Below are 8,505 nucleotides of genomic sequence, written 5' to 3'. Positions count from 1 at the left end.
TGTGGTGCGGCTGGTGGCGGATGTAAGCACCCTGTTGGGTCCTGAAGGAACAACCCGAGTGGTTGTTGTTTCAGAGCCTTGAGATGCCCCGTGTGGACGATGTTCCCGGGGGCGTGAGGCGCCAGGCGCGGCCTGGTCTCGCAAACCGTGATCATGTGGTGGTTGTAGGTGTGGGGCTGTGGGTTGTGGGTTGGTTGTTTGTTGAGAATTGCACAGTGGACGCGAGCATCTTTGTGGTCAAGTTGTCAAGGGCGAACGGTGGATGCCTTGGCACCAGGAGCCGATGAAGGACGTGGGAGGCCGCGATAGGCCTGGGGGAGCTGTCAACCAAGCTGTGATCCCAGGGTGTCCGAATGGGGAAACCCGGCATCAGTCATGTGATGTCACCCGCACCTGAACACATAGGGTGTGTGGGGGGAACGCGGGGAAGTGAAACATCTCAGTACCCGTAGGAAGAGAAAACAAATTAGTGATTCCGTGAGTAGTGGCGAGCGAAAGCGGATTGAGGCTAAACCGGCGGCGTGTGATACCTGTCAGGGGTTGCGTGGTCGGGGTTGTGGGACCCTGCTCAACAGACTGACATCTGTTGGAGAAGTTACAAAATCAGTGGCTAGTCGAACAGTCTGGAATGGCTGACCGTAGACGGTGATAGTCCGGTAGGTGAAAGTTGCTGGTCTTCTGTGGGTGTTCCCGAGTAGCGGCGGACTCCTGAAATCTGCCGTGAATCTGCCAGGACCACCTGGTAAGCCTAAATACTTCCTGGTGACCGATAGCGGACGAGTACCGTGAGGGAATGGTGAAAAGTACCCCGGGAGGGGAGTGAAATAGTACCTGAAACCGTTCGCCTACAATCCGTCGGAGCCTTGCGGGGTGACGGCGTGCCTTTTGAAGAATGAGCCTGCGAGTTAGTGGCATGTGGCGAGGTTAACCCGTGTGGGGGAGCCGTAGCGAAAGCGAGTCTGAATAGGGCGTTTTTAGTCGCATGCTCTAGACCCGAAGCGGAGTGATCTAGCCATGGGCAGGCTGAAGCGCGGGTAAGACCGCGTGGAGGGCCGAACCCACCAACGTTGAAAAGTTGGGGGATGACCTGTGGTTAGGGGTGAAAGGCCAATCAAACTCCGTGATAGCTGGTTCTCCCCGAAATGCATTTAGGTGCAGCGTCGCGTGTTTCTTGCCGGAGGTAGAGCACTGGATGGTCTAGGGGGCCCACAAGCTTACCGAAATCAGCCAAACTCCGAATGCCGGTAAGTGAGAGCGCGGCAGTGAGACTGCGGGGGATAAGCTTCGTAGTCGAGAGGGAAACAGCCCAGATCACCAGCTAAGGCCCCTAAGCGTGTGCTAAGTGGAAAAGGATGTGGGGTCGCATAGACAACCAGGAGGTTGGCTTAGAAGCAGCCACCCTTTAAAGAGTGCGTAATAGCTCACTGGTCAAGTGGTTCCGCGCCGACAATGTAGCGGGGCTCAAGCACACCGCCGAAGCTGTGGCATTCACATTTCAACTTCGTGCCTCCTTGATGGGGTATGCAGGTGTGTGGATGGGTAGGGGAGCGTCGTGCCGGGGGTGAAGCAGCGGGGTGACCCAGTTGTGGACGCGGCACGAGTGAGAATGCAGGCATGAGTAGCGAAAGAAGGGTGAGAAACCCTTCCGCCGGATGACCAAGGGTTCCAGGGCCAGGCTAATCCGCCCTGGGTGAGTCGGGACCTAAGGCGAGGCCGAGAGGCGTAGTCGATGGACAACGGGTTGATATTCCCGTACCCGCGAAAGAGCGACCCTGACGAACCTCGTTGTGCTAACCACCCGAACTGCCGGCGGTCTTCGGACCTATGGTGGGGAGCGTGGGAACCTGGCGGGTAGTAGTCAAGCGATGGGGTGACGCAGGAAGGTAGCTGAGCCCGGCCGGTGGTTGTGCCGGGGTAAGCGTGTAGGCCGGTGTGTAGGCAAATCCGCACACCATCAGGGCTGAGACGTGATGCCGAGCCGATTCAGGTGAAGTCAGTGATCCTATGCTGCCGAGAAAAGCCTCTAGCGAGTTCTTAGCGGCCCGTACCCCAAACCGACACAGGTGGTCAGGTAGAGAATACCGAGGCGATCGGGCGAACTGTGGTTAAGGAACTCGGCAAATTGCCCCCGTAACTTAGGGAGAAGGGGGGCCGGAGACGTGAAGCCCCGCGCGGGTGGAGCGTTGTATGGCCGCAGAGAGCAGGGGGAAGCGACTGTTTACTAAAAACACAGGTCCATGCGAAGAAGTAATTCGATGTATATGGACTGACGCCTGCCCGGTGCTGGAACGTTAAGGGGACCTGTTAGCTCTTCGGGGCGAAGCGGAGAACTTAAGCGCCAGTAAACGGCGGTGGTAACTATAACCATCCTAAGGTAGCGAAATTCCTTGTCGGGTAAGTTCCGACCTGCACGAATGGCGTAACGACTTCCCCACTGTCTCAACCACAGGCCCGGCGAAATTGCATTACGAGTAAAGATGCTCGTTACGCGCGGCAGGACGGAAAGACCCCGGGACCTTTACTATAGCTTGACATTGGTATCTGAATTAGCTTGTGTAGGATAGGTGGGAGCCGGTGAAGTCCATACGCCAGTATGGGTGGAGGCAATCTTGAAATACCACTCTGGTTGATTTGGGTATCTAACTTCGGACCGTTATCCGGTTCAGGGACAGTGTCTGGTGGGTAGTTTAACTGGGGCGGTTGCCTCCTAAAGGGTAACGGAGGCGCCCAAAGGTTCCCTCAGCCTGGTTGGCAATCAGGTGTTGAGTGCAAGTGCACAAGGGAGCTTGACTGTGAGACTGACAGGTCGAGCAGGGACGAAAGTCGGGACTAGTGATCCGGCACTGGCATGTGGAAGCGGTGTCGCTCAACGGATAAAAGGTACCCCGGGGATAACAGGCTGATCTTCCCCAAGAGTCCATATCGACGGGATGGTTTGGCACCTCGATGTCGGCTCGTCGCATCCTGGGGCTGTAGCAGGTCCCAAGGGTTGGGCTGTTCGCCCATTAAAGCGGTACGCGAGCTGGGTTTAGAACGTCGTGAGACAGTTCGGTCCCTATCCGCCGTGCGCGTAGGATACTTGAGAAGGGCTGTCCCTAGTACGAGAGGACCGGGACGGACGAACCTCTGGTGTGCCAGTTGTCCCGCCAGGGGCACGGCTGGTTAGCTACGTTCGGAAGGGATAACCGCTGAAAGCATCTAAGCGGGAAGCTCGCTTCAAGATGAGGTATCCCACCCACATTGTGGGGTAAGGCCCCCAGCTAGACGACTGGGTTGATAGGCCGGAAATGTAAGCCCGGTAACGGGTTCAGTTGACCGGTACTAATAGGCCGAGGACTTGACTACCAAGCTGCTACGCGTCCACTGTGCAACTCTGAACAAACCACCACCCACCAGGGTTGGTTGACATGTTCATAGAGTTACGGCGGTCATGGCGGAGGGGAAACGCCCGGTAACATTCCGAACCCGGAAGCTAAGCCCTCCAGCGCCGATGGTACTGCACTCGGGAGGGTGTGGGAGAGTAGGACACCGCCGGACAAACTTCCAGTCGAGGGCCGCCCCAGCAGGGGCGGCCCTCGACTGCGTTAGCGTTCTCGGCGGAAACGCCATCAGGAAGGATGTACCTGTGAGCTCAGGACCCCAGGGCGGGGACCGCCCCCGTCGTTACGAGGATCGCGCCGACCGTGGCCAGGGGCGTGGTGACGCCGGCCGCGACGGCCGTCGCGATGACCGTCCCTCGTACCGGGGCGGCCGCGACGACCGCCCGGGCGGCTTCCGTGGTGGCGACCGCGACAGTGGCGCCCGCGGTGGCGACCGTCGTGAGGGTGGCTTCCGTGGTGGCGACCGCCGCGAGGGCGGCTACCAGGGCGGCGACCGCCGCGAGGGTGGCTTCCGTGGTGGTGACCGTCGTGAAGGTGGCTTCGGCGGCGGTGACCGTCGTGAAGGCGGCTTCCGTGGTGGCGACCGTGAGGGTGGCTTCCGGAGTGGAAGCCGTCCGGGCGGTGACCGTCGCGAAGGCGGGTTCCGCGGTGGTGACCGTGACGGCGGTTTCCGGGGCGGCGAGCGTCGTGAGGGCGGGTTCCGCGGCGGCGATCGCCGCGAAGCCGGTACCCGCGACGGTGGCTACCGTGGTGGTGACCGTCGCGAGGGCGGCTACCAGGGCGGCGACCGTCGTGAAGGCGGCTTCCGGGGCGGCGACCGCCGCGAGGGCGGCTACCAGGGCGGCGACCGCCGCGAGGGCGGTTTCCGCGGTGGAGACCGTCGCGAAGGCGGGGCCCGCGAGGGTGGCTTCCGCGGTGGTGACCGTGAGGGTGGCTTCCGGAGTGGAAGCCGTCCGGGCGGTGACCGTCGCGAAGGCGGTTTCCGCGGCGGTGACCGCGAGGGCGGTTTCCGGGGCGGCGACCGCCGCGAGGGCGGTTTCCGTGGCGGGGATCGTCGTGAAGGCGGCACCCGGGACAGTGGCTTCCGTGGTGGCGACCGCCGTGAAGGCGGGTTCCGCGGTGGTGACCGTCGTGAAGGCGGCTTCGCCGGTGGTGATCGTCGTGAGGGCGGTTTCCGTGGTGGGGACCGTCGCGAGGGCGGCTACCAGGGCGGCGACCGCCGGGAGGGCTACGCCGGCGGTGAGCGCCGCGACGGTGGCTTCCGTGGTGGTGACCGCCGCGAGGGCGGCTTCGCCGGTGGTGATCGTCGCGAGGGTGGTTTCCGGGGAGGCGACCGTCGCGAGGGTGGCTTCCGTGGCGGGGATCGTCGTGAAGGCGGTGACCGTGACGGTGGCTTCCGTGGTGGGGATCGTCGTGAAGGCGGCGCCCGTGAGGGTGGCTTCCGTGGTGGCGACCGTCGCGAGGGCGGCTACCAGGGCGGCGACCGCCGGGAGGGCTACGCCGGCGGTGAGCGCCGCGACGGCGGGTTCCGCGGCGGCGACCGCGACCGTGGCGGCGACCGCGACCGTGGCTTCCGGCGCGACGACCGACGTGACGACCGGCGGCCGGGTGGCTTCCGGGGCGAGCGGGACGGTGAGCGCCGCGGCTACGGTGACCGGCCGGGCGGTGACGACCGCCGCGGCAGCTACGGCCCGCAGCGGGAGCGCCAGGACGAGCGCGGCGAGGGGCGTACCGGCGAGGCGCCGGAGCTGCCCGACGACGTCGTCGCGAGCGACCTCGACTCGGCCGTCCGGGCGGAGCTTCTCTCCCTCGCCAAGCCGGTGGCGGAGACGGTCGCCCGGCACCTGGTCGCGACCGGCCTGCTGATCGACGAGGACCCGGCGCTGGCGCTGGCGCACGCCATGGCGGCCCGCCGGCTCGCTTCGCGGATCGCCGCCGTGCGGGAGGCTGTCGGGCTGGCCGCGTACCACGCGGGCGAGTGGCAGACGGCCATCGCCGAGCTGCGGACGTACCACCGGATGAGCGGCCTGCAGAGCCACCTGGCGGTACTGGCCGACTGTGAGCGGGCGCTGGGCCGTCCCGAGCGGGCGATCGACCTGTTCCGCGGCGCGGACCGGGACAAGCTCGACCAGGCCGTCGCGGTCGAGCTGCTGATCGTGGCCGCCGGGGCGCGCGGTGACCTCGGGCAGAAGGACGCCGCGGTGGCGATGCTCCAGGTGCGCGAGCTGACCGGCGACTCGACCGAGCCGTGGGCGGCGCGGCTGCGGTACGCGTACGCGGATGCCCTGCTGGCGGTGGACCGGCGCGAGGAGGCGCGGGAGTGGTTCTCCCGGGCCGCCGACGTCGACTCCGAGGGGGAGACCGACGCCGCCGAGCGGCTGCTGGAACTGGACGGCGTGGTCATCGAGGGCGACGACGAGCCGGACGACGACGCGGACACGTCCGAGGCGTCGGCCGACGATGACGACGATGACGATGATGACGACGACGATGACGACGATGACGATGACGATGACGATGACGATGACGACGACGACCGGGATGACGACGCGCGGCTGAGCGGCGACGCCGACGACCTCGCCGACGACGAGCTGACCGGCACCGAGGCCGGCTCGATCGCCGCCGACGCCCCGGCCGCCGCCGTCACGACGGCCGCCGAGACCGGGGCGCCGGCTGCGGCCACCCCGGCCGACCAGGTCACCACCGCGGACGAGGCCGACGGCGACCGGCCCGCGCCGGGTGGCGCCGCGGCCGGTGAGGGCGAGGCGGCGGAGCGCCGATGACCGGGTACGCCGGTGACACCGCCTCCGGCGCGGATCGGGGCGAACCCGACCGCGCCGGGGCGGGGCGGCTCGTCGACGCGTACTCGCTCGTGGTCTTCGACCTCGACGGCGTCATCTACCTGATCGACCGGCCCATCCCCGGCGCGGTCGAGGCGGTCGGCCGGCTGCACGCCGAGGGGCGCGCGGTCGCGTACGCGACGAACAACGCCTCCCGCCGCTCCAGCGAGGTGGCCGACCTGCTCACCGGCATGGGCGTCCCGGCGCAGCCGGCGGAGGTGCTCACCTCCGCGGCTGCCACCGCCGAACTGCTCCGGGACCGGCTGCCCGAGAGCGCGCCGGTGCTCGTGGTCGGCGCGGAGGCGTTGCGCGCCGAGCTGCGGGCGGTGGGCCTGCGGCCGGTGTCCACGGTTGACGAGGAGCCCGCCGCGGTGGCCCAGGGCTACGGCCCGCAGGTCGGCTGGTCCGACCTGGCCGAGGCGTCCCTGGCGGTCCGCGCGGGCGCACCCTGGTACGCCACGAACACCGACCGCACGCTGCCCAGCCCGCGCGGTCCGCTACCGGGCAACGGCTCGCTCGTCGCGGTGCTGCGGACCGCGCTCGGCCGCGACCCCGACGTGGTGGTGGGCAAGCCGGAGCCGGCGCTGTTCACCACCGCCGCGCGGCGGGCCGGGACCGGGCGCACGCTCGTGGTCGGTGACCGGCTGGACACCGACATCGAGGGGGCCCGCCGGGCCGGGCTGGACAGCCTGCTGGTGCTCACCGGGGTCAGTGACGCCGCCGAGCTGCTGGCCGCACCCGAGGAGCGCCGCCCCGCGTACGTCTCGTTCGACCTGGCGGGGCTGTTCGACCCGGCCGCGGTGGTGGCGGTGCCGGGCCGGGCGACCGACGGGGGCTGGTCGGTGACGGAGGCCGGCGCGGACCTGGTGCTCGACGGCGCGGGACCGCCCCTGGACGCGCTCGCCGCGCTCTGCGCGGCTGCCTGGTCGACGGCGGCCGAGCCGCGCGTACGGGCGCAGTCCCCGGCGGCACAGGAGGCCCTCGCCGCGTTCGGGCTCGACGACTGAGGCGCCGGGCCGCTCAGAGCAGCTTGCGGAGCTTCATCAGGTCGAACGGGTTCGCCTTGATCGAGACCCGCCGGGAGGCCACCGCCGACATGACGTCGAGCCGGCCGTTCACCAGCGCGACGAGGTCGTCGCTGCCGGTGCTCAGCGCGATCTTCGCCTTCGGGTCGTCGCCGTCGGCCAGGTCGACCAGCCGGCCGCCCTCCAGGCGCCCGTGGAACGCGGTGCCGAGGTCGGTGATCCGGCAGGCCAGGGTGCGGTCGAGGTCGATGCGGCCCTGTGCCTCGGCGTTGCGGTCCAGCCGCGCGGCCAGATCGTGCAACGCCTGCCGGCACTCGTCCACGCTGGCCACATCGTCTCCTCACCACGAACCACGCCGTTCCCGGCACCGTACCGCAATGGGGCGTCCGGGGTGCCCGGTAGCGTGGCACCTGCACACCTCGCCCCGCGGAAGGACTCAGGCATGCAGGACGCGTGGCGCGCCTACCTCGAGCTGGCCATGGGCCTGACGGAGGCGCCCCGGAAGAAGGCACAGGACGCGGTCATGCGCGTCGTCGGCCAGGGCGGCGCGACGGCCGCCCAGCTCCAGACGCTCGCCGAGGAACTGGTCGCGACCGGCCTGGCGAACCGGGAGTCGCTGACCAAGCTGGTCCGCTTCGAGGTGGACCGGGCGCTCGGCGCGGTCGGCCTGGCCACCGCCGACGAGGTCGCCGAGCTGACCCGCCGGGTGCACGACCTGGAGCGGCAGCTGCGCGAGGCGAGGGGCCCTCTCGAACCGGGCGCCACTGAGCCGTCCGGGCCCGAGCCGTCCGGGGCTGGGCCGTCGAGGCCGGAGCCGTCTCCGGCAGAGGCGGCCTCTGCCACGCCGCCGGACGCCCCGGCCACGACACCCGCGAAGGCCCCGGCCACGACACCGACGAAGGCGGTGGCGAAGAAGACGGTGGCCAAGAAGGCGATCGCGAAGAAGCCACCGGCCACGGTCTCCCGTACCCCGGAATCCGCGCCGGCGAAGAAGGCCACCGGGCGCCGGGCGGCCGGCTCGTGACCGCGCCCCGGCCCGGCCCGCCACCGGGTCCGCGGCCCGGACCGCCGCCTGGGGTACGGCCCGCGCCGGTCGAGGAGGTCGGCGAGGCGAGCCACCCGGCGGTGGACGCGGCGGTGCTCGGCATGGCCAACGCCGAGGCGCTCGCCCCGGCCGACCAGATCGCCCAGTACGAGGCGGCGTACGAGACGCTGCGCGAGACCCTCGCCACCATCGACCAGGCCTGAGCAGAGGCGGAG

The 8,505-nt window shown here is 68.1% G+C and carries 6 protein-coding genes and 2 rRNA genes; 6 read left to right on the top strand and 2 right to left on the bottom strand.

Translation table 11 applies throughout. From position 1 onward, the window contains the following. Positions 1–235 precede the first annotated feature (235 nt). Positions 236–3,345, top strand: a 23S ribosomal RNA gene (locus O7604_RS27680). A gap of 75 nt (positions 3,346–3,420) precedes the next feature. After that, positions 3,421–3,537: ribosomal RNA gene (gene rrf, locus O7604_RS27675) — 5S ribosomal RNA — on the top strand. 94 nt (positions 3,538–3,631) lie between these two features. On the opposite strand, the gene O7604_RS27670 is transcribed toward rrf, so the two are convergent. Next, complete coding sequence (locus O7604_RS27670; protein WP_281578296.1) at positions 3,632–5,224, bottom strand: hypothetical protein; 1,593 nt, start codon at positions 5,222–5,224, stop codon at positions 3,632–3,634. Between O7604_RS27670 and O7604_RS27665 the strand changes: the two genes are divergently transcribed. Both O7604_RS27665 and O7604_RS27660 read left to right on the top strand, forming a co-directional pair. Further along, the gene (locus tag O7604_RS27665) at positions 5,201–6,163 is read left to right on the top strand and encodes a Replicase polyprotein 1ab (protein WP_281578295.1); all 963 of its coding nucleotides are present in this window, start codon (positions 5,201–5,203) and stop codon (positions 6,161–6,163) included. The genes O7604_RS27670 and O7604_RS27665 overlap by 24 nt on opposite strands. Next, entirely contained in the window at positions 6,160–7,227 is a 1,068-nt protein-coding gene (locus tag O7604_RS27660) for an HAD-IIA family hydrolase (RefSeq protein ID WP_269700401.1), read from the top strand. Before O7604_RS27665 ends, O7604_RS27660 begins: the two co-directional genes overlap by 4 nt. Before the next feature lie 13 nt (positions 7,228–7,240). On the opposite strand, the gene O7604_RS27655 is transcribed toward O7604_RS27660, so the two are convergent. Further along, positions 7,241–7,576, bottom strand: coding sequence for an SCP2 sterol-binding domain-containing protein (locus O7604_RS27655; protein WP_269700399.1), 336 nt, complete (start codon positions 7,574–7,576; stop codon positions 7,241–7,243). Positions 7,577–7,687: 111 nt separating this feature from the next. Here O7604_RS27655 and O7604_RS27650 point away from each other — a divergent pair, with 111 nt between their 5' ends. Both O7604_RS27650 and O7604_RS27645 read left to right on the top strand, forming a co-directional pair. Further along, complete coding sequence (locus O7604_RS27650; protein WP_281578294.1) at positions 7,688–8,269, top strand: hypothetical protein; 582 nt, start codon at positions 7,688–7,690, stop codon at positions 8,267–8,269. Next, the gene (locus O7604_RS27645) at positions 8,266–8,493 is read left to right on the top strand and encodes a hypothetical protein (RefSeq protein ID WP_194799848.1); all 228 of its coding nucleotides are present in this window, start codon (positions 8,266–8,268) and stop codon (positions 8,491–8,493) included. The genes O7604_RS27650 and O7604_RS27645 overlap by 4 nt, the downstream gene beginning before the upstream one ends. Positions 8,494–8,505: the final 12 nt, after the last annotated feature.

This window comes from Micromonospora sp. WMMA1947 (assembly GCF_027497355.1).
Lineage (GTDB): Bacteria > Actinomycetota > Actinomycetes > Mycobacteriales > Micromonosporaceae > Micromonospora.
This window is presented reverse-complemented; position numbering and strand designations above follow the sequence as displayed.